The organism is Porphyromonas catoniae ATCC 51270, assembly GCF_000565015.1.
Lineage (GTDB): Bacteria > Bacteroidota > Bacteroidia > Bacteroidales > Porphyromonadaceae > Porphyromonas > Porphyromonas catoniae.
Window position 1 is genome coordinate 67,908 of the sequence record NZ_JDFF01000001.1, and the last position, 22,695, is coordinate 90,602.

Here is a 22,695-nt window from a genome sequence, read left to right on the forward strand (position 1 = left end):
GATCTCCCTCTCCTATGGCACGCTACCTCATCAGTGTCTTCCTCCTTTTTTCTCTACTTTTCCAGGCATGTGGAGAGGCTGTAGAGCCGAGTGTCCCAGCTTCTCCTATCTACTACAACCTCTTCCTCCAAGATGCTCGTCACCGAGCCTTACTCTCTCCCGGAGGGATAGTACGCATCACGGAGCCAAGTACAGCTCAGGAGCGCATCGGTAGAGCAGGAATTGCTGTCGTGCGCTCTATAGAGCAGGAGAACACATTCTATGCCTTCGACCTGCAGTGTCCGGTAGAGACAAACGAGATCGTATCACTGATGGTAGAAAACTCAAGGCTTGTATGCCCCCGCTGTCGAAGTGCCTTCGAGGTACTCCAAGGAACAGGACGACCTGAAGAGGGTATTGCGCAGTCTCCTCTACGACGCTATACTGTACGCTCCCTAGGGCGTGACCACCTAGTAGTCTCGAACTAGCAAGCATCTTCTCTAGTTCCCTCACCCCACCTACTTTATGGATTACTCCAGCTGGCTAGTCATCGCCTACACGCTTACCGTCCTTGGGGTCATCGGCACTGTACTCAGCGAGAACCGTAATCCCCTCAAGGCCTCTGCCTGGATACTCATCGTCGGCTTGATACCAGTGCTGGGAATCATGACCTACATTGTATTTGGTCAGGATCAGCGACGTCTACATAGCATCAGTAGGCGCTTCTATCGTCGTCTGATGCGACGACCACAGCAGCTCTCTCTATCCAAGAATCTCCAACGAAAACGCCAAGATACCGAGGAGCACCTACGGCTCATCGAACTCATACAGCACAACTCAAACTCCCCCCTCCTCCAGCTCCAATCCCTCGATATCTATGCTTGGGGAGAAGACATGTATGAAGCTCTCTTCCAAGACCTAGAGCAAGCCGAAGAATACATCCATCTACAGGCCTATATCTTCGCTGCAGATAACGTACTGGATCGCCTCACCGAACTACTGATTCGCAAGGCCAAGGAGGGCGTAACCATACGTATCATCTACGATCACCTCGGCTCCTATAGTGTCCCCAAAGGCTACTGGAGCCGTATGCGCTCTGTCGGTATACAAGTCTATGCCTTCATGCGTGTAGCCTTCCCTCTCCTCTCCACCACAGTAAACTATAGAAATCACCGCAAGATCGTCGTCATTGATGGAGCGATTGGCTACGTCGGGGGGATGAACTTTGCCCAGCGTTACCTCACGGGCAACGAGCTAGGACGTTGGCGAGATACCCATTTTCGTATCACGGGAGTAGCAGTTGCAGGTCTCCAAAGCTCCTTCCTCATAGACTGGTACACGGTCTCTCGCAAAGTGGTGAACATGGATCGCTACTTTGCCCCCGCTGTCCCGGCCAACGAATATTCCCCCTCTGTACAATTCGTCTCAGGTGGCCCCATCAGCCACTGGCGCTCCATTGAGCAGGCAATCATTTACATGATTTCGAGAGCGAATAGACGAATCTGCATCCAGACCCCCTACTTCCTCCCCACGGAGAACCTAAACAACGCCCTCGTCACCGCAGCTCTGGCTGGCGTAGAGGTGGAGCTCATGCTTCCTGAGCGGACAGATTCCAAGCTCACTACCTACGCTGCCAATTCCTACCTCAGCCTCCTGCTGGAGGCAGGGATAAAGATTTACCGCTACACAGAGGGTTTCCTGCACTCCAAGCTCCTCATGATTGACGAGAGCCTTGCTTCAATTGGCTCTGCCAACATGGATTTCCGCAGTCTGGAGCATAACTTCGAGATCTCGGGTATTGTCTACGACTCTGGGATAACAAAGCGCTTGCTCTCCCTCTTTGAAGCAGACAAGAAGTCCTGTCAACTACTCACAGCCACAGAATGGGAGAGACGAAATGGGCTCACTCGCCTAGCAGAGTCCTTCATGCGTCTCTTTGCTCCGATGCTCTAGTCCCCTCCTCCTCTCAAAAACTACTAGGGATTTCGTGGCAATTCTCTGGTGCGGTCATAACGAATCACTAGAGTTCCTTGGACAGATTTATAGAGCTTCTAAGAAACAGCACTGCCCCCATGGTTTTAAGACCATGGGGGCAGTGCTGTTTCTTGGGTACCGTATAAGCAGAGACTATAAGGTATATTGGGATAAATTACTCACGCCAGTAGCGACGCTGGACACGAGAAGAAATGCTGGTCAAGATTTCATAGGGGATTGTGCCACAAACTTCGGCCACCCCCGCTAGTGGAAGGTCTTCACTCCCGAAGAGTGTTACCTGATCCCCAACCTCTACCCCTGGCACATCCGTCACGTCAATCATGCACGCATCCATACATACATTCCCAAGCGTTGGGCAAAGTACACCACGAACGGAGACTGAATACGCCCTACGACTAAGTCTCCGACTGAAGCCATCAGCGTAACCAACAGGGATGACCGCAATACGCGAAGGACGATTTACTTGCCCCATACAGCCGTAGCCTACATACTGTCCTGGCTGAAGAGTCTTGACCTGCAGGACAACAGTAGTGAACCGAGCAATCGGCTCTACCTCACGCCTGCCCGTCGGGCTAAAGCCATAGAGACCGATTCCAAGGCGAGCCATGTCAAGCGCATATTCAGCATAGCACTCGATACCTGCTGTATTAAGGATATGTCGTTGGGGTCGATAGCCCAGTGCAGCAGTCAGTTGGTCACTCGCTGTCATAAAGGTCGCGTACTGCTGATGGACATATTCGCTCTTTTCTGGCTCATCAGCCGTAGCTAAGTGGCTAAAGATTGTGCTCACTCTTAACTCAGGACAAACGGAAAGTAGCTGTCCCAGTTGCTCCATCTCCTCTAAAGCAAAGCCCAATCGATGCATACCGCTGTCCACTTTAATATGAATTGGGAAGTCCCTGACACCTAACCTCACGGCCTGCTCTCTTAAACCAGAGAGGAGCTCAAAGCTATAAACCTCGGGCTCTAGATGGTGCGTGAAGAGTGTTTCTGCACTTGCGACCTCAGGATTCATAATCATCAGGTGCGTACGGATACCCTTCTCCCGAAGCTCTCTCCCTTCATCTGCGACCGCCACTGCAAGATATTCCACTCGGTGCTCCTGCAAGGTACGAGCCAGCTCAAAGGCACCGATGCCGTATCCATCAGCTTTAATCATGCAGACAAGCGGATGATTCGGCGGAAGGAGCGAACGATAGTAGTTTAAGTTATGCACCACGGCGCTGAGATCAATATCTAATACCGTCTGATGTTCCTGAGTAGAGAGGCGGCGGTAGACCTGCTCGAAGGCGAAGCGACGTGCGCCCTTAATCAGAATACAGCTTCCTGTGATTGTCCTTAGAGCCTCAGAGTGTAGGAGCGCATCGGTCGTAGGAAAGGGAGTGACCCGTATCCCCGTGAAAAGATGCGCATGCTCGGTGATGTGCTTACCTACTGCAATGAGATCACTTACTTCATAACCTCGGAGCAGACTAGCCACTTCGCTGTAAAGTTCCTCATCGCTGAGGCCACTTCCCTCAATATCCGAGAGCAAAACCACTGGACGAGCGGCCGTAGCAGAAGCACGTCTGCGCAGGAAGTCCAGTGCAATCGAGAGCGACTGTAGGTCACAGCTGTAGGCGTCATTGATGAGTGTGTTTCCCGAGACACCGTTCTTCACCTCCAGACGCATTTCTACAGGTCGGAGCGTTGCCCAAGGAAGAGGGTCACTGATCAGTTCAGGTGCGACAAGACTAGCTACTGTGATGGCACACAGACAGTCCTCGATGTAGGCGGCGTCGGTGAACGGGATGACGATTTGGTGTCGCTCTCCGTGGATAATACATGAGAGATGCGTGCGATCACCCTCTGCGACGGACTGCTGTAGATAGAGCGTGGCCTTGGGGTTCATTCTACTCCAGGTCAGATGACGAGCCTCGGGGAAGGTCGCCTGCATCATCTTGCTCACCTCGATACTATCTTCTCCGTAGACAAGAGCATGGCAATGGGTGAAGAGCTGTATCTTCTCCCGGAGCTTTTCTTCTAAAGAGGCGAAGTTCTCTTGGTGCGCACTGCCCAGATAGGTAAACACGCCGATGGTCGGCTGAATAACATCTCGGAGCGCTTTCATCTCATGTGGCTTGGAGATGCCCGCCTCGAAGAGCCCCAATTCATCTGATGCTTCGATGCCCAGTACAGATAGTGGGACGCCGATCTGCGAGTTGTAGCTCCGCGGGGAACGTATAATGTGTAGCGTGGGGTGCAATAGTTGGTAAAGGAACTCCTTGACGACGGTCTTCCCGTTACTTCCCGTGATGCCAACGGTTTCTAATCGAGGGAAGCGAGCACGATGCAGAGCGGCGATCTGCTGCAATGCCTTCACAGACGAAGGTACTACGAACCAGTTCGCTTGCCACTCACCCCTACGTGCTTCGTCTGGTAAACGCTCGATGACGAAACTTCTAACACCCCGCTCATAGAGCTGAGCAACGTATCGATGCCCATCGCCCGATTCGGTGGGGATAGCTACAAAAAGCGTGTCCTGCGGACTGACAAGGGAGCGGCTGTCGGTCAAGATGTGTCTCACACTACAGCTTCCCTCGAGCGTCGGAAGCTCTGTCTTCAGAAGCCTTTTCAGCTCCTCTGGGGCAAAGGCTGGGGTAACTAGTCTATCCATATCATGATGTCTAACTATCCACAAAGGTACAAAGAGCCTCCTATCAGTATATCTTCGGAAGCAAACTTCCTTCACTCAAGCCTCAAACAGTAAATTATTGTTTCCAAACCACAGTTCATTTTAACGATTGGTTTAAGGTATTTCCAGACGAATAAGGGGATACATCCAGTCACAATTAGCTAAACCATTAAGAGAACAAAGCTGGTCTCTCGATGAGAAGAAGGTGCAAAATTCAGTCGAATTTCAACCACTTCTCATCCAACATAAACTACTCTATATCAGAACACAACCAAACAAGCCATCAAAAGTAATTGACCCACCTCCAAAAAGTACCTAATCAATCTGGAAAAAGTACCTAATCATTTCAGAAAATTATTAGGTACTTTTTCCAGATTGATTAGGTAAATTTCTTCGACTGATTAGGTACTTTTAGAAGCACCCTAAATGAGTTCGTCAAAACACTTCAATTTCTTCCCTTAGCCCCATGAATTTACTCTAGAATGATTTAACTTATAAATGAAAACAATTGTAATACACCCTCTTTAAGAATCTAAGCCATTTTCATATAGTACATCAGCTACTTTAGAGGAATCCCTTAGCTATTCTAGTCCCGTACCTAAGCTATATTGCATCGTATACTAGGCTACGTTCTCTTGGTACTATAGTATCTTTTCTTCATGTCTTCAATTGCTTATACTTCCTGTCCTTATACATTTCGTCATGGAGAGAAGGTTAATCACGTCATTTTACCTCGGTAATCGAAGTGATTTATCCTAATAATTACAGTGGTTTATCTTATAGAGAAAGCAAAAAGCACACCTATATTATAGGCATCGCTCAACTTATTACGTGACTTACTTCAACATGTCTGCTCTGTAAGTTAAGGCTAATCGGAGCGGTTTATCTCGGTGAGACAATAAAAAGCCTACCCACATCACGCACGTGGGTAGGCTTTTTAGTAAGGAAATACGCTGATGGACTCGGCTAAAGGTCAAGTTTCATCGCCAGTTCCTCCCAACGAGCTAGCAGGCTCTCTTGCTCGGAGCGGAGAGCTTGATAGCGACTGAAGAGCGTTGCATCAGTAGCATGCTGGGGATCGGAGAGCTGGGTCTCGAGCATGCGCAACTCAGTATCGATCGCTTCACTACGCTCTTCGGTGGCCTTGATTTCCTTCTCTAGGGCACGGCGTTCTTTAGCCTGCTCCTTTTGTCGCTGATAGTCCTCCGCACCTGAGCTAATGGGGGCAGAGGTCGTGGCCTTTGCACTCGGCGAAAGTTCAGATAATGAGCTGGGGAATGTATTGTCCTCTCGGTCGCGTTTCTGTAACCAATCGTAGATACCCCCAATATGCTCGGTCACACGCCCCGAGCGAAACTCGTAGACACGTGAGACAAGTCCGTCAAGAAATTCACGGTCGTGCGAGACGACAATCACTGTCCCCGTGAAGCGAGTTATTGCTTCCTTGAGGACTTCTTTAGAACGAATGTCGAGGTGGTTCGTCGGTTCGTCGAGGATCAGCAGGTTCGCTGGACGCAATAATAACTTAATGAGCGCAACACGACCACGCTCTCCGCCACTGAGGACACTGATCTTCTTCTCCGATTCTTCGCCACCGAACATGAATGCACCAAGCAAATCGTTGATCTTCGTGCGTATCGGGCCGTGCGCCTCTCGGTCAATTGTCTCGTAGACTGTGAGATTGCCGTCGAGCTCCTGGCTCTGCGTCTGGGCGAAGTAACCAACCTCGACATTGTGCCCCAAGCGTAGAGAGCCAGTGTAATCAGTGACTTCGCCCATGATGCACTTGATGAGGGTGGACTTCCCAGAGCCATTTTTCCCAACGAATGCAACCTTCTCGCCCCGCTCGATCGTCATGTTCACGCCCTCGAAGACGGTATGTGTGCCGTAGCTTTTACTCAGTCCCTCGATGATCACAGGGTACGCACCCGAGGTAATGGCTGGCAGGAACGAGAAGTGCATAGCTCGACGATCGATGTCCTCCACCTCGATGCGCTCGATACGCTCTAATTGTTTGATGCGACTCTGCACCTGTACGGCCTTGGTGGCTTTGTAGCGGAAACGCTCGATGAAGTCTTCGGTGGCTTGTAGTTCCTTCTGTTGGTTCTCGTACGCACGCCTCTGCTGCTCGAGCCTTTCTTCTCTGAGCGTGAGGTAATGACTGTAATTCGTCTTGTAGTCATAGAGCTTGCCGAGCTCGATCTCTAAAGTTCGGCTCGTCGTAGCATCAATGAACGCCCGGTCGTGCGAGATGAGCACAAGCGCAGTAGAGCCAGAGGTGATGAATCGCTCCAGCCAACGGATGGACTCAATATCTAGATGGTTCGTCGGCTCATCCAAAAGGAGCAGGTCTGGTCGCTGTAAAAGGATCTTCGCAAGCTCAATGCGCATGCGCCATCCACCAGAGAACTCAGAGGTCGGTCGGTCAAAGTCCGTGCGCTCAAAGCCTAATCCAAGGAGCGTACGCTCTATATCCGCCTCTATGTTCCCACTCGTCTGCATCATGAGTAAGTCCGTGCGCTGAGCATGTCGCTCAATCAGCTCCATATACTCTGGGCTGTCGTAGTCGGTGCGTGTCGCCATCTCCTCGGCTAGTCGCTCTACTTCGTGCTCCAGCGAGGTGATGTGGCTGAAGACCTGCTGGCATTCGCCGAGCACCGTACGCTCATCGCTGGTCTGCATCACCTGTGGGAGATAACCGATACGTATGTCTTTTGGGCGACTAATTACCCCTTCGGTCGGCGCATCGATGCCAGCGAGGAGCTTGAGCAGAGTAGATTTACCTGCTCCATTTTTACCCACGAGAGCAATGCGCTCCTTAGCGGAGATGACGAAGGAAATATCCTCAAAGAGGGGCTTAGCCCCAAAGTACACGGAGACGTTATTGACGCTAATCATTGGTTAGAGTGGCGGGGAACAATGCCCTTCGGGTGTATCCCCTCGTCCTTTGGATACATCCCTTCGGCAGAGCGGCCTTCACCTGGGAGCTGTACCTCCTCGACAAGGATAATCGGGCGGTTAGGAGCAAGCGTAGTGAGTAACTGCTGGAGCTGCTCTCGGGCATCAGCCTTGGCCCTAGGCAGGAAGCGAGGATCATTCATTATATCCTCGTAGGCTCGAGATAGTATCTTCGTCTCCAGGTCCTTGATTGCAGTCCGATCGGAGGTGGCTTCAGCTCGTGCGCCAAAGAGCGATTGGGTGATGCGGTAGTACTTGATGCTGTGCGAGCCACTTGGTCGACGGCCTAGCTCCACTTGGGGCATAGGGAGCGAGACGTAGAGTGTATCTCCCCCACCCTCTTGTATTTTTAGGTGCTCCAGATCAAACTTTACGTACGCCACGAGATCAGCCACTCCTTCGGCCATGTAGTCACCCGAATAGGCTTTAACCGACTGTCGATAGGTAATCTCCTGCGTGATGAGTCTAAGTCGCTGGGTAATCTTTGCCCGTAGCTCTAGAGGCGTCACTTCGGGCTTCGTCTCTGACTCCCGTGTACAGGAGCGATAGAAGTAGATACCTAGCCCTGATCCGACGAGGAGCAGAACAAGCAGGGCTAGGCTTGTACGGATAATCTTCATTTTGTAGAAGCAGGTGGTGCGGGTATATTAGGAAGATGGTGTAGGCGTATAAGAGGGATTGCGTAGGCTCTCCGCCTCATCGCTCGGGGAAAGGCTGACATGCACCGTCACTCCAAGCTCCCGTAGCATCGAGCCGAGCTTGGCCTCAGCTGACCTGCGTGCATCTAGGAGGAGCTGGGGGCGTATGCGCTGGAGACTTTCGTCTAGGAAGCGAGTGACCTTCGCCTCTTGCTTGCGTAGGATCTCCTCAATCTCATTCTCCGTTAGTCGTGAGCGCATCGGGTCAGCCTCTCTCTGCACCACCCTATGGATAGACTCCATTTCCCGTAACACCTCTATTGGAGGCAAGACAAGATCTAGGACACTATCATTACGCTGGTGTACCATCGAGGCCGTTAGGCGACTAAGGTCACAGTACGCAGAGGCTTGGCTCACGATCTCTATCGTCGTCTCCCGAGTCCCCAAGAGTCGCTTCCAGCCGAAGAGACCATCCTTTTTCGGATCTAGGGTCAGTGTGGTACGGAGCTCACTTGTGGCAAGCTCCAGGCGAGAGAGTCCCTGCGCCTCCGTCAGGAGGACTTGTACGGGTGTGGTACGCTCCTCGGCACTCTTACCCCGGCAAGAGACAAGGGTAAGGAGCAAGAGGCACACGCTGAAGGTAAGCCATGTATAAGGTCGGGAGAAAGACATATCTAAGGTAATCTGGTGCAAATAACTACTGTAGAGTGAGGCTCAAACCCTCGTCACTACTCTTCATGCTCCCTACGCTCACGTTGCTCACGCTGATGGTAGGGCTCGACTGGGATGTTTCGCTTGAGGATGAGGCGAAGGGAGCGGTCGTAGGTCACGTAGTTCCATATCCAGTTCAGTAGGACAATCACCTTATTACGCACCGAAAGTATGGAGCGCAAGTGTACGACGAGCCACAGCATCCATGCCGTGAAGCCTCCCCACTTCGCACCTCTAATCTCTGCGACGGCTCGGTTGCGCCCAATAGTAGCCATCGAGCCAAGATCCTTATAGTGGAAGGGTGAGAGGGGCTTTCCCTCTTGTCGAGCACGTAGGTTACGAGCCAAGAGACGTGCTTGCTGGATAGCTACCTGCGCCAGCTGTGGGTGTCCGTTCGGATAGTTAGCATCTGCCGTCATGAGGCATTGGTCTCCGATAGCGAAGACATTCGTCAGTCCCTTCACCTCGTTATGCTCATCGACGAGGATACGTCTACCACGCCCCAGAGCCTCAGCCTGAATACCCTCCACGGCGTTTGCCACAATACCACTCACCCAGATGACCGTACGGGTCTTCATCTCGGAGCCATCACTGAGGCGGAGCGTCTTACCATCGTAGTCTGAGACCATCGTCCCTGTATGGATCTCCACGCCCATCTCTCTGAGGCCTCGGGCTGCGGTCTCGGAGCTCCGCTCGCTCATCGCTTGGAGTAGTCGAGGCGAAGCGTCTAAGAGGTGTATACGGAAAAGGGATGAGTCCAAGTAAGGATAATCCTTCGGTAGCACATACCGCTTCATCTCTGCCAGCGCCCCTGCAATCTCTACGCCAGAGGGGCCACCCCCGACGATGGCTACCGTAAGGAGTGCATTACGCCGCTCTTCATCATCGGAGACGAGTGCCTTCTCAATGTTCTGTAGGAGTACATTGCGTAGGTTCATGGACTCGTAGAGCGTCTTCATTGGGAGGCTATGACGAGCAATCTGGTCGTTTCCGAAGAAGTTCGTCGTACCTCCACAGGCTAGGATCAGGTAATCATACTTCACCTCTCCCACAGAGGTCAGCAGGAGGTTGCGCTCTGGTGCTACTCCTTGGACCTCTGCCAGACGAAACACAAATCCCGTCTTCTTCCTCAGTGCAGAGCGAAAGGGGAAGGCGATCGAGCTTGGCTCTAGTCCCGACGAGGCGACTTGGTAGATCAATGGCGGGAACTGGTGGTAGTTATGATGGTCAATGAGTATAACCTGAAAGTGGCGACTGTCCAGCTCCTGTGCGAGCTTCAGACCGCCAAATCCCCCACCAGCGATAACGACACGAGGCAGGGAAGACTGAGGAATATTGATACTCATACTGCTAATACTTATTGAGGAATAATTTCTATGTATAGCTAAAACAATCCAAGGAGTGCAGAATGTTCTTTCCTCTCATCCTCAGGTTAGTCGAGCTACAAAGATACGGATATAAACCCATGCTATCACCCCAGAGAAGGCTCTAGCAAGGGTTACCTCTCAGACCCATGCAAGCATTACCTTCATAACCCTTGCATGGGTCATAAACAAAACCCTTGCATGGGTTCCCTACCCTACCCACAAGCGCATTCTCAGCCCTCCTTACTAGCTCTCCAACATGAATAAGTGACGGGCTACGCAATAGCCCCGTATGTGATGCTCTGTATAGACAAAAGAACATTGGGTGAAGCAATCCATGAGGATGCTTCACCCAATCGTAGTTATACCTTCATCCCACGTACCTCCATACAAGCGTATGGAGCGAGATAAGGGTGGGAAGGGAGGTTACTTAGCCTTATAAATCTGAGCTATGGTCTCCTCAATCTGCTCCGCAGTCAGATCCCCGACCGTCTGCACAGGTGTACCCTGCATGGGGATGAAGAGTACCATCGGGATGCTACGTACGCCGAAGATGTTAGCAAGCTCTGCTTCGTTATCGACATTAATCTTATAGACATCTACCTTGCCTGCATACTTCTTAGCAGCAGCCTCAAGCTTAGGAGATAGGCTACGGCATGGTCCACACCAGTCGGCGTAGAAGTCCAGTATAGCAGGACGAGAGCCCTTGAAGACAAATTTATTGGGGTGCTCCTTGTAGTCATAGATATTCGCCCGTAGGAAAGCGGCATCAATGTGACGCACAGCGGAGGCCTTAGCCTCGGGGGCTGCCTCAGCAGATGCAGTAGCCTCTGCCGTAGTCTGTGTATCTGCACTGCTACCGGAGGCCTTGGCCGTGCATGCCGAAGCAGTCATGAGGCTTAGGGCGGAAAACCCTAGGGTGAGCAAGATCTTCTTCATAATAAGTTACCTTTAAATTCGTGTTATTACTTGTCTAAGTAAGCATATAAGTTGTGCTTTTGTTCATATTTCAGGCTAAAGCACACCAGATAGAGAGAATATGCCGCACCTAGACCGAGCTAAGTGCGGCATATCAAAGAGGGACAGTCGGCGTGAGCCGACTAGGTTTGGGAAGGGCTACTTCTTAGCCTCTGCAGTGGTGGACTGGAAGGTGATGACGATCCGATCACGAGAGTCGTAGAGACTCTTGACTAGAGCCTTGACATCGTCAGTCTTGATGCTCTTGAGCTGTGCCTCATAGTCCGTCACGAAGTCGAACCCATGGGTATAGTAACGCTCGAGCTGGTTCAGCCAGTAGTTATTCTTACGGAGGCTCTCAGCATGCTCCTTACCTAGGTTGGCAATTGCCTTCGTGAAGTACTCTTCGCTAGGCCCTTGCTTGATCATGTCCTCCAGCCCCTTAAAGACAAGCTTGTTGAGCGTCTCTACCTTCGTGGGATCGGTCTGGAACTGTACGGTGAGCGAACGATGAACAGTTGGGTAGCGGGAGACATTAACACGTACACCGACGCCGTATGTACCGCCCTCATCCTCACGAATGGTCTTCGTGTAGAGCTGATCTAGGATGGACTGCAGCGTAGCAGCTACGAGGAGCTCCTTATGAGTGTATTCGCCTGCCGTGGAGAGGATATCAACAGCAATCCCCGTAGGCGTAGTCATAGCCTGGCTGTAAGCCTTCGTATGTGTACCTGGGATAGCCCTTACTACACGATCGGTAAAGGACTTGTAGGTCACCTTCGTAGCGGGTAGAGAAGCGATGTAACGCTCTACCAAGGGACGGAGCTTAGCCTCATCAATGTTACCAACGAAGACGAACTGGAAGCCTCTAGCGTTAGCAAAACGGCTACGGAAGAGCTGGAGTACACGATCGTAGTTAATAGCCTTCACTTCACTCTCGGTGAGAGGATAGTTCTCGGGGTTATTAGGGTATAGGAAGCGAGGGACAGAGTCCATCAGTGTGGAGAGGGGATTAGCCTTATCAGCCTCCAGCTTAGCAATCATACGCTCCTGCCAAGCCTTGAACGCTTCCTTGTCTGAGCGACGTGCGGTGAAGTTCAGGTAAAGCAGCTGAAGCATCGTCTCTAGGTCTTCCTTGGTCGTCGAGCCAGAGACATCATCGGTAAGCTCAGACACACTTAGACCAGCGGAAGCGATACGCCCTGCGAGTGCTTTCTCAAGCGCAGAGTCATCGAACTTACCTAGCCCACCAAGATCGCTGACCATGTTAAGCACCTTGAGATCGAGAGTAGCTGGCTTGGAGAAGTTAAACGACCCACCAGGACGAGTACCCGTAAGGAGTATCTCATCATCCTTGTAGTCTGTCTTCTTCAGGATTACCTTCGTACCATTGCTTAGCGTCCAGACCGTAGAGCCAAACTTACCATTCTTCTCTTCCTTGACGATGCGTCCCTTCATAGGGAGCTTGTCAATGAGCTTCTGATTGCTGACTTCCTCCTTGAGGGGTGTTACCTCCTGCTTCATGCCAGAGAGGAACTGAGCCTCTAGCTGGGATGTGGAGGGGAGCTTTACCTCAGGCTTCTCGACACTCGTCATGAGTACGACTACATTTTTCTCAGGGATGAGCTCTGTCAGAGCAGCGTTAATCTGCTCAACGGTTATTTGCTCAACGACGCCATTCATCAGCTGATAGTAGGAAGCGATATCCATAAGGTAGCCCCCATTGATGAAGTACTGGACATATTCGTTTGCCCAAGCATCATTCTTACGCTTATCACGCTCGTTGTAGAGATTCTTAATACTTACGAGGAAATCCTTCTTAGCTCGGTCGTATTCACTCTTATTGAAGCCGTACTTACGTATGCGTACGATCTCTGCCGTGAGAGCCTTAAGTGCTGGCTCCCATGCCCCTTCCTTGAAGGAAGCATCGAAGTTGACAGCATCTTTGGTCTTCGCCACAATGAAGTCCCCCATATCCATGCTGGCTGACGTAAAGGGAGCGTTAGGCTTCTTCACGAGGTCAGAGAAACGCTGATTAGCCATCTGGGCGATGACACCCTTGGTATAGTCCTCTACGGGACCGAGGAGTGTGGCTCGTACGAAGAGGGGAGTAATGTCTTGCTTGAAGCAGATATTGATAGAGTTCTGCGTTGCCTCTGGGTCTGCTGCAATCCCTACTATCGGAGTCTCATTATCGGGCACCTCAGTATAAACACGCTCTGCTGGGTTAACAGGGGCAGGGATGTCTGCGAAAATCTTCTTGATCTGAGCCTCAGTATAGTCTACATCCACGTCGCCAACGATGACGAGGGCTTGTTGGTCAGGACGATACCACTTCTTGTAGTAATCACGTAGCACCTGATAGGGGAAGTTACGGACAATCTCCATCTTACCGATTGGCATGCGTTGTCCGTACTTGTTATTGGGGAAAGCGAGCTCGAGCATCTTGGTCATGTTGCGCATGTCTCCGTTGTCTCGGCTACGCCATTCCTCTTCAATCACCCCACGCTCTAGATCGATTTCCTTGTCCTCTAGGCTGATGAAGTTACTCCAGTCGTGCAGGATCAGCACACAGCTATCCACTACGCTCTTGCGTGGCACAGGGATATTCATCAGGGTATAGACGGTCTCATCAAAGCTGGTATAAGCGTTGATGTTACGCCCGAAGCTTGCCCCAATGGATTCAAGGAAGTGATCAATCCCCTTACCAGGGAAATTCTTGGTACCGTTAAAGGCAATATGCTCTAGGAAGTGAGCGAGCCCCTGCTGGGAGTCTTCCTCTTGCATCGAGCCTACACGCTGCACGATGTAGAACTCTGCTCGCTCCTTAGGCTCTGCATTGTGACGGATGAAGTAAGTCAGCCCATTAGGGAGCTTCCCTATACGCACTGCCGAGTCGATTGGTAGCGGAGGCATACCACCTCCAGGTTCCTGTGCCTTCAGAGGTAGAAGACCTCCTGCCACACCTGCTAGAAGTAGGGCAGAGAAGAGGGTTCGGATTTGTTGTTTTAGCCGCATTGATTTGTATGTATTTGAATTGAATTAGGATACTAAATAACTCACTCGTGGCTTATGCAACAAATGTAATACAATTATCCATAGACTGTATTCTGCCCATTACACAACATGCTCAACCTGCTTGATCGTAGTCGAGCGTCTTCCTATACCTATAATATATATGGCTCCATGGAGCGATGAACTTCCCTGCACTTCGAGAGCTCCTTCACCTTCCACTGGGGTCCATTCTAAGACAGCTCAAAGCAAGTTCGCAACACACTGTGGACAAACAAGATACAGACGATCCTTAAATCACCTAAACGAGTTACCATAAGTCGTCGCAACGAGTTATGGTAACTCGTCACAAAGAGTTATGGTAAGTCACTTTTACGAGTTATGGTAAGTCATGATGACGACTTACCATAACTCGTAAAAGCTCACTCAATATCCCTTTATCTGGGCGCATCTCAATGAGACAAAAGAGGCTGTATAAAGTTAGCTCACTCCCCCACCAACACTCCCGTCCGTTGAATCGGGGCATTATTCGTACTTTTGCGCCACAGCGAATTGGTGAAGCCTCTTGTTCCCAGCCTCTGGGAAACAAGTGTACTTGCCATTTGTCACTGATATAAGACTTCATTGATTTTAGGCGCAAAGGATAAGCGATGGCAAAGAAAAAAGCCCTTCCCTCTACACAGATGAGCGACAGACAGGATACCTCAGCAGGCATCCTCCTGCATCACGTACGGGTCAATAATCTAAAGAACATTGACCTAGAGATCCCCCGTGGTAAGCTTGTAGTCATCACAGGCGTAAGTGGCTCGGGGAAGAGTTCGCTAGCCTTCGATACGCTCTATGCCGAGGGACAGCGACGCTATGTAGAGAGTTTATCTTCCTATGCCCGACAGTTTGTCGGCAGGATGGCCAAGCCCGAGGCAGACTGGATACGAGGACTACCTCCTGCCATCGCCATAGAGCAACGTGTGGTTAGTCGCAATCCACGCTCAACGGTAGCTACCTCAACAGAAATCTATGAATACCTACGCCTGCTCTATGCTCGTGTGGGCAAAACGATTTCCCCAGAGACAGGCGAAGAGGTACGTAAGCATACTGTGAAGGATGTGCTTCGGTTCGCAGGGAGCCTACCCATAGGTAGTCGCATCTATCTCATCGTCCCCCTACACATACCGAAGGGAAGAAGCCTAGCTGCTCACCTAGAGATACAATTACAACAAGGCTACAGTCGCCTATGGACTCCTGAGGGTGTACTACCCATTGAGGATGCTCTATTGTGGAAAGACACTCGAGCTAAAGATGTATACCTACTCATCGACCGTCTTGCTATCAGCGAGGATCGCTCTGCCATAGACCGCCTCGGCGAATCTGTGGAGACAGCGTTCTTCGAGGGACGTGGTATATGCTCCCTTGCTGTGGAGGAGATGGAGGGAGAGAAGCGGAAGCCAACCTATATAAAAGAGTTCAGCAACATATTTGAGGCTGGGGGAAGAGTCTTTCAGGAGCCTTCGCCCGAGATGTTTAGTTTCAATAATCCTATCGGTGCATGCCCTGAGTGTGAAGGCTTCGGTAAGGTGGTAGGCATTGATCATCGCTTGGTCATACCAGACCCTTCTCTCTCGGTATATGACGATGGTGTAGCCTGCTGGAGAGGAATGGTTTCCTCTGAGTGGAAGCAGTTCTTCATCCGCTATGCCGAGGAAGTAAATTTCCCCATTCATCGACCATACAATGAACTAACAGAGGCTGAGAAGAAACAGCTATGGGATGGTATCCCAACTAAAGAATACGGCCCGATCGGCATCACCCCATACTTCGACTACCTACGTGGGCATCTGCACAAGATCCAGAATCGTGTACGCATAGCTCACTTCACTGGCAAGACCGTCTGTCCTATGTGTCATGGTGGCAGACTTAAACCTGATGCCCTCTGCGTGTATGTTGGAGGAAAGAATATTGCCGAGGTCGTGGGGATGACACTATGGGATGCTCAGAAGCATTTTGAAACGATCGAGCTGAGTGAAGCTGACTATCTTGTAGCCAAACGCTTACTTCATGAGATACGCTCTCGCCTTACCTTCCTAGATGAAGTTGGCCTAGGTTACCTTACTCTAGATCGCCTCTCCAACACACTCTCAGGTGGCGAAAGCCAGCGTATAACACTCGCTACACAGCTAGGTAGTAGCCTCGTTGGTTCGCTCTACGTCCTCGACGAACCAAGTATTGGTCTTCACCAAAGAGATACAGAGCGACTCATCCATGTGGTCAAGCGACTCAGAGATCTAGGGAATACTGTCGTCGTCGTTGAGCATGATGAGGAGATGATGCGTGCTGCAGATTACATCATTGACATCGGGCCCAATGCAGGTCGACTAGGTGGCGAAGTCGTCTATGTAGGCCCTGCAAAGGACATCAACGACACCACGCCAGGCTACACAGCAGCCTACCTCACGGGGCGGGAGCAGATACCTCTGCCCAGCATCCGCCGATCATGGAAGGATTATATTGAGGTTGAGGGTGCCACGATGCACAATCTCAAGGACATCACCGTCCGCTTCCCGCTACACACGCTTACAGTGGTAAGTGGCGTAAGTGGCTCAGGAAAGAGTACACTGATGCGAGAGATCTTCTACGAAGCTGTGCAGCGCACCCTCAATGCAGAGCCGATAGACAACCTTGAGCTTCGTGGAATACATGGTGACTTCAAAAGCATCCATCAGGTAGAGTACGTCGATCAAAACAACATCGGCAGAAGCTCTCGCTCCAACCCTGTGACCTACGTTGGCGCATTCGACGCCATCCGTGAGCTGTATGCAGGTCTTCCGCTATCGAAGCAAATGGGATACAAGCCGTATTACTTCAGCTTCAATAAGGAGGGAGGACGTTGTGAGACGTGTCTGGGTGCAGGTGTACTCACCATCGAGATGCAGTTCATGGCAGATATTACCCTGCCGTGTGAAGCATGTCACGGCACACGCTTCCGTAAAGAGCTACTTGAGGTGGAGTATTGTGGTACCAACATATCTCAGCTACTAGACATGAGTGTGGATGAGGCAGTGGAGTTCTTTGAGAAGAACAGGGCTTCATCGCCATTGACCGATAAGATCATTGATCAGCTAAGACCACTACAACAGGTAGGACTAGGCTACATCAAGCTCGGACAAAACGGCTCCACACTCTCTGGGGGTGAAAATCAGCGTGTCAAGCTGGCTTATTACCTAGGCAAGGGAAAGAAGCTCTCTACGCTCTTCGTCTTCGATGAGCCAACCACTGGACTACACTTCCACGACATCCGTACACTACTTGAGGCTCTGAATGCCCTAGTAGACCAGGGACACTCAGTCATTGTTGTGGAGCACAACCTCGAGGTAATCCGAGCCGCAGACTGGGTCATTGACCTCGGGCCTGAAGGAGGAAGTGCTGGTGGTTATATCGTAGCGGAGGGCACACCTGAGGATATAGCCAAAGCAAAGGACTCTGCTACGGGTCGCTACCTCAAGGACTCATTATCCTCTCACCGAAAGGGTAGCTAGACGAGGAGAGAGCCTCCCATACGGCAGGTCGTATCCTGCACAGCAAAAACTCTAGAGTTTCCACTGCGGGACTCTAGAGTTTTCTTTTGTATTCTCTAGAGATGTTTCCGGGCATCGCTATTCTTTTCTGCTGGCTATTCAGATGTGGGCTTACGGAGGCTTCTGCTCTACGCTCTAAGAGGCAACGAGGATGGCATAGACATAATACTTTGGCTCATTCATCTTCATCATTCCCTGCCCCAAAGCACCTTACTTCACCTAGGCTATTCCTCGTATTTATCGCCTAAATAAGATTGGAGAAAACGGAAAAAATTGTTTTCTTTGCACTAGGCAACATTGTAAGGACTCATCCAGTACCTTCCCTCTGTCCCTCGGGGATGCACAATCATCCCGTTGGGAATGCTGAGGTCAGGGAGATTGGATTATATTTCACAGAAAAGAGATTATGGAACTTCTTCAGAACTCAGAGCAGACACAGCAGACAGAGGTCTCTGCACCTCAGCCCAATGATACGACCACCTCTCAGGAGACATCGACCAGCTTTCAGAGCATGACTGCACAGCAGCTCGTCGATCAGCTCGCTCTGCTTCTGCAGCAAGATGAGCTCCCCGAGCGCAAAATCGTCGAACAGATACGTGGGCAATTTATCCGCAGGAAGGAGCGACAGAACGAGTCCAACGCCACCGAGCAGGGAGATCTCGAGGCTCAGGAAATACGCCTCGGTGAGCTACTAGCGAGCTTCAAGGAGCGTGACCGCAAGCGTCAAGAGGCTCTGGAAGCACTTTATCAAGAAAACAAGGGCAAAAAAGAGGCACTCATCTCCCGATTTGAGGAGCTATTCAAGAGTAATGAGGAGGGAGCAGAGTTCGGGGAACTTTATGCTAAGTTTACCCATATCCGTGATGAATGGAATGCTGTAGGAGCTCTTGATCCCAAGGAGCAAGCAGCACTAAACAAGCGTTTCTATGAGCTCCGCGATGAGTTTTATGATCTCAAAGCCATCAACGACGACCTCAGACAATACGATTTCAAAAAGAACCTTGAAGCCAAGCAAGCTCTCCTCCAGGAGCTCCGTTCGCTAGACGATGTGAAGGATGTCATCACCGCCCATCGTAAGCTCCAAGAGATCACGGCGCAATGGCACGAGCTAGGCCCTGTGGCCAAGGAACTAAGGCAAGAAATCAACACAGAGTTCAAGCAACTCGCAGGCGCACAGCACAAGCGTCACCAAGACTTTCACGATAAGCGTAAGGCCACCGAGGAAGAGAACCTCCAAGCTAAGACGAACATCTGCGCCAAGGTAGAGGAGCTCCTCCTAGACGGCGCACTTACTACGCACAATGCTTGGGTGAAAGCCACAGAGCAAATCAAGGAAATGCAGGCTGAATGGCGTACCATCGGCTATGCTCCACGCAAGGATAACGATATGATCTACCAGCGCTTCCGTGCGGGTGTAGATGCGTTCTTCCGTCACCGCAGTGAGTTCGCCAAGAAAGCTCGAGAGCACAGCGATGAGGTTCTCAAAGTCAAGCAGGAGCTGATCGAGCGAGCCAAGGCTCTGAGAGAGAGTACCGACTGGGAGGCCACAGCCGAAGCCTTTAAACAACTACAGAAGGAGTGGCAAGAGGCAGGGAGTGTTTCCCAGAAGTATAGCCAGAAGATTTGGGAGGAGTTTCGTGAGAACTTCGATTACTTCTTTGATCGCCGTAAGAAGGAGGGGACACGCAAGTCTGACATCTATCACGAAGCACGTAAGAGCCTAGCTATAAAACGAGAGATCCTCAAGGAGCTAACTACCATCAACGAGGGTGAAGAACCCGAGAATCTCCGTGACCTACTGGCAGAATATAACGACCGCTGGAAGCAAGCAGGTGCTGTCCCTCACAAGGATAAGGAGGCCATCAACGCTGCCTATCGTGAGCTACTCGATGCCCTACATGGCAAGCTCCGTAAGCACCGCTCCGAGAGACGTCTCTCTGGCTATGGTGCTTCTCTGGGGAACCTCGATGCCATGGGTAGCAGTCTACAGACCGAACACGCTCGCCTGCAGCGTCACCTCGACCGCCAGCGTGCCGAGCTACAGACGTATGAGAATAACCTTACCTTCCTCAATGTAAGTAGTAAGAGTGGCTCTTCACTCCTCTCCGAAATTGAGCGCAAGCGGGATCACCTCATCGCAGACATTGAGCTTACCGAGCAAAAGCTACGTCTACTCCTACAAAAGGAGCAGGAAGCTGGACAAGAAGTACAGGAATAGCTCTCCAGTAAGAGGTCGCATCATACCTCAATCGGAATGCCCTCTCCCTAGCGAAAGCCAGCGAGAGGGCATTCCTTGTGCGAAGCAATAGATCCCACCCTATCAACTAGAGCATATAGCTCGGCCAAGCAACAGACACAAAGGGACAAGGATCTCACACGATAATAGGCTCAGCTAACACGACATCACCCCACCCCAATAACATGACGAAGAAGATATGCTACGCACACTAGTACACTATGGGTTGCATTTCCTCGCTCCGTTGCTCCTTGCACTTCTATGGAGAAAGGAGAAGTGGTGGCGAGTAAGTCTCATCCTGCTTGCAACGATGCTCGTAGACCTAGATCACCTACTTGTGCGCCCCATCTTTGATCCGAACCGATGCAGTATCGGCTTTCACCTCCTACATTCTTATCCGATGATTGGGTTGTATGCACTTCTTTGTATTCTTCCCCTAAAAAGGTTGGGGCTACCCTCATGGTTACGCATTGTCGGAGCGGGTCTTCTCTTCCACATGTTCACCGATTGGCAGGACTATTATCTATGGAGGTAAATATCCCACACCTTAGTATTTCAATTATTTTCTTACCTTTGCACCCATAGAATTTAGTGTAAGAAATGGTAAACCATCATATACATAATATGGTAGATACTCTGAGAGGCAATGCTTCCCAGCATCTTTCTTTTGCCATATTCTACCAAAAAGTTAATACAATTTTACCCCCCCCCCTAAAAAGCAACAACATTTTACGCTTACCAATTCTAAGGGACACTGTATGGCCACAGCTATGCAGCGTCCCTTACTATTTATGTTTAATCACTAAAGTATTAAGATCAGTATGAAGAAAAATCTTTTCTTCCTCTTACTTATGGGGCTGACCTTTGCATCATGCTCAAAGGATGTCCCCCAGAACGAGCCGAAGATCTTACCTGCAGGTAGCACTCTTGCTCTAGACCTCGCAGGAGACATTTTATCGGAGGCTCCCTCTGGAGAGGAAAAGGCTCTGGACTTCTATGTTGCTAACAACAAGGTTCAGGCTACACTCAAAGGCAAGACTAAGGCTAAAGTCAAGACCTACCTCTACAGCAATGGCAACCTAGTCTGGTCTGCTGACGCAGATTGGAAGGTAATCAACAATGGAGCAGGTCTTCGCTATGAAGGAGAAATTACCACCTCTGCGCCTCTGCAGGTGGGTCAGGTTAAGCTCATTGCTATCCTAGCAAATGACAATTCACCGCTATCCGCTCCGAACGCATCTACAGCGTACAGCGTTAAAGCCATAGCTGTAGGGAATGATAACACAACAAGCATTGATGTCCCCTATGCGATGCTGTCAGATATCACCATCAAGGATGATGGGAACATCTCCAACGTCAAGTCAGCTGCAACAAACAAGGTATTTAAGCCTTATGGTAATATCCTTCGCTTCCGTATGCAGAATACGACAAACGGAGAAGTCAAGGTAAATACCCTAAGCATCAGCCTCCCTAATACATCTTATACGCTCAAGCCCGATGAACTCAGTCAGGGTCTCAAGCGTGAGAGTTCCTACGCCCCCAGCTCAATGCGCGACATCCCGTTGCAGAACCCTGTCGTTATCCCTGCCAACGGCACGAGCGATAAGAACCTCATAGTTTGGGTTGGGGAGTTAACCCAAGCTCCTCGTGTGACGCTCATCTGTGAAGGACCAACCCTCGTAGGATACTACGCCGTTTATCAACCACAGAAAACGAGCTACACCCCAGGTAAGCAGTACACAGCCCTACTCAAGATACGCGACATTAAGAATCCTCTCTGGTACTTCGACACAACAACAGAAAGAGGCCCATATACAGAGCTCCAAGTACGTCAATACACACCACCTACTGGATATGCCCTTGTAGCACATTCCCAGTACTATATTCTCTGGGGTAGTGATCTAACTCACTTCACCCCACAGAAGAAGAGCTTTATGGATGCCTATGGTAGAAGATCGGATATACGGTTTGCTCCTGGATTCTATATTATGGACGCACCATTCAGCAGCATACGGGTAGGGAACGCCGATCAAAACAACCTACTGAAAGAGAACATGGGCCCTATTTGGCCGGAGAGCCAGCCAGACTGGACCCCAAAGACTGCATATACGGGCTATAGTATGGTTTACTTTTATAATCAAGGAGCAATGGCTTCTCCTCCAAAGGAGCAAAGACCGAGGGCTGCGTTTAGGTATGACTGGGATCCCATGGTACGGATAGATCGTCAGAACTATGGGGTAATGACAGTAACGTGTAAGCTACTTCCTCCCATGAACGCAAGCAATATCCAAGGGATTGAAGACCTTGCTGATAACACCAAGATGAGCTGGGGTGGACCAAATGTAGAGGTCAGAAAGTTCTATAGCGAACGATATAATGATGGGGGAGACATCACGTTCCAAAAAAAGCATCCTGTTATTTCGTATGATGGTCAACTCCTTGATCTCAAAACTGGTCGAGAAAATTACATCGTACTCTACAAGACGGATCTATAAGGTGGACTACTAATCGATATAATGATGGAAAAGGAAATATATCAGCAGCCACTGGCTGAAGCTATACATATAGATCATCCTCTCCATAACTCGTTGAAGCGAGT

13 protein-coding genes are annotated in these 22,695 nt (G+C 50.5%); 6 read left to right on the forward strand and 7 right to left on the reverse strand.

Going from position 1 to position 22,695, the window contains the following annotated elements:
• Positions 1 to 14 precede the first annotated feature (14 nt).
• Together HMPREF0636_RS00300 and cls are read left to right on the forward strand one after the other, a co-directional pair.
• Positions 15 to 467, forward strand: a complete 453-nt coding sequence (locus HMPREF0636_RS00300) for a Rieske (2Fe-2S) protein (RefSeq protein ID WP_044167615.1) — start codon at positions 15 to 17, stop codon at positions 465 to 467.
• Positions 468 to 504: 37 nt separating this feature from the next.
• On the forward strand, positions 505 to 1,932 hold the full coding sequence (cls, locus tag HMPREF0636_RS00305) for a cardiolipin synthase (RefSeq protein WP_044167616.1): 1,428 nt from the start codon (positions 505 to 507) through the stop codon (positions 1,930 to 1,932).
• A 196-nt stretch (positions 1,933 to 2,128) separates the two neighbouring features.
• Here cls and HMPREF0636_RS00310 read toward each other — a convergent pair whose 3' ends face one another.
• From HMPREF0636_RS00310 to HMPREF0636_RS00340, 7 genes are all read right to left on the reverse strand, one after another.
• Positions 2,129 to 4,630 (reverse strand): bifunctional UDP-N-acetylmuramoyl-tripeptide:D-alanyl-D-alanine ligase/alanine racemase, encoded by a 2,502-nt coding sequence (locus tag HMPREF0636_RS00310; protein ID WP_044167618.1) that lies wholly within the window; start codon positions 4,628 to 4,630, stop codon positions 2,129 to 2,131.
• A gap of 984 nt (positions 4,631 to 5,614) precedes the next feature.
• A complete protein-coding gene (locus HMPREF0636_RS00315) occupies positions 5,615 to 7,546 on the reverse strand; it encodes an ABC-F family ATP-binding cassette domain-containing protein (RefSeq protein WP_005467821.1) in 1,932 nt (643 codons plus the stop codon).
• Positions 7,543 to 8,226: a DUF4230 domain-containing protein gene (locus HMPREF0636_RS00320; RefSeq protein ID WP_044167620.1), complete on the reverse strand. Its 684-nt coding sequence runs from the start codon at positions 8,224 to 8,226 to the stop codon at positions 7,543 to 7,545. Before HMPREF0636_RS00320 ends, HMPREF0636_RS00315 begins: the two co-directional genes overlap by 4 nt.
• A 27-nt stretch (positions 8,227 to 8,253) precedes the next feature.
• The gene (locus HMPREF0636_RS00325; RefSeq protein ID WP_044167623.1) at positions 8,254 to 8,916 is read right to left on the reverse strand and encodes a DUF4230 domain-containing protein; all 663 of its coding nucleotides are present in this window, start codon (positions 8,914 to 8,916) and stop codon (positions 8,254 to 8,256) included.
• Positions 8,917 to 8,972: 56 nt separating this feature from the next.
• The gene (locus HMPREF0636_RS00330; RefSeq protein ID WP_044167624.1) at positions 8,973 to 10,301 is read right to left on the reverse strand and encodes an NAD(P)/FAD-dependent oxidoreductase; all 1,329 of its coding nucleotides are present in this window, start codon (positions 10,299 to 10,301) and stop codon (positions 8,973 to 8,975) included.
• Between the two features lie 444 nt (positions 10,302 to 10,745).
• Complete coding sequence (locus tag HMPREF0636_RS00335) at positions 10,746 to 11,258, reverse strand: thioredoxin family protein (protein ID WP_005467814.1); 513 nt, start codon at positions 11,256 to 11,258, stop codon at positions 10,746 to 10,748.
• A 177-nt stretch (positions 11,259 to 11,435) separates the two neighbouring features.
• On the reverse strand, positions 11,436 to 14,294 hold the full coding sequence (locus HMPREF0636_RS00340) for a M16 family metallopeptidase (RefSeq protein ID WP_044167626.1): 2,859 nt from the start codon (positions 14,292 to 14,294) through the stop codon (positions 11,436 to 11,438).
• Positions 14,295 to 14,971: 677 nt separating this feature from the next.
• Here HMPREF0636_RS00340 and uvrA point away from each other — a divergent pair.
• From uvrA to HMPREF0636_RS00360, 4 genes are all read left to right on the forward strand, one after another.
• Entirely contained in the window at positions 14,972 to 17,821 is a 2,850-nt protein-coding gene (uvrA, locus tag HMPREF0636_RS00345) for an excinuclease ABC subunit UvrA (protein ID WP_044167650.1), read from the forward strand.
• Between the two features lie 445 nt (positions 17,822 to 18,266).
• On the forward strand, positions 18,267 to 20,078 hold the full coding sequence (locus tag HMPREF0636_RS00350; protein WP_052328665.1) for a DUF349 domain-containing protein: 1,812 nt from the start codon (positions 18,267 to 18,269) through the stop codon (positions 20,076 to 20,078).
• A gap of 217 nt (positions 20,079 to 20,295) precedes the next feature.
• Positions 20,296 to 20,631 carry a DUF6122 family protein gene (locus HMPREF0636_RS00355; RefSeq protein ID WP_044167629.1) on the forward strand — a complete coding sequence of 112 codons (336 nt, stop codon included), beginning with the start codon at positions 20,296 to 20,298 and terminating at the stop codon, positions 20,629 to 20,631.
• Between the two features lie 286 nt (positions 20,632 to 20,917).
• Entirely contained in the window at positions 20,918 to 22,591 is a 1,674-nt protein-coding gene (locus tag HMPREF0636_RS00360; RefSeq protein ID WP_044167630.1) for a hypothetical protein, read from the forward strand.
• Positions 22,592 to 22,695 lie beyond the last annotated feature (104 nt).